The organism is Bacillus pretiosus (genome assembly GCF_051294775.1).
In the GTDB taxonomy this organism is placed as follows: Bacteria; Bacillota; Bacilli; order Bacillales; family Bacillaceae_G; genus Bacillus_A; species Bacillus_A wiedmannii.
The window spans coordinates 1-292 of the sequence record NZ_JBPPHF010000364.1 but is presented as its reverse complement, the minus strand read 5'-3'; the positions used below and the strand labels follow the sequence as shown (position 1 = coordinate 292).

Annotated in this window: 2 pseudogenes; both read right to left on the bottom strand. The window is 38.7% G+C overall.

The window, feature by feature from the left end:
* A pseudogene (locus ACSG5Z_RS31285) lies at positions 1 to 84 on the bottom strand (thioredoxin family protein); the annotation flags it as partial.
* A 3-nt stretch (positions 85 to 87) separates the two neighbouring features.
* Positions 88 to 292: pseudogene (locus ACSG5Z_RS31280) on the bottom strand (hypothetical protein); the annotation flags it as partial.

Here is a 292-nt window from a genome sequence, read left to right as displayed (position 1 = left end):
AGTATATACATATAACACTGTTTTTTCTTCGTACTCTATTAGGGCTGTAGCTTCTGCTCCTGTCCAATCAATCACTTCTATCATTCCTTACCGTAAATATTCTGTATAAACGTCAATGTCAGCTCCCCATAATACATTTGCTAAGTGTGAAGATGGCGCAGTTGCCACTACTCGGTACGAGCGATCAATGTAAATATGCTCTGCTTGCGGAAATTCTTTTCGAAATTGCTTCCTTAACTTTTCTCCAGCATCATCAGCATCCACTAGTACATACACTTCCTTATCAAAAAAC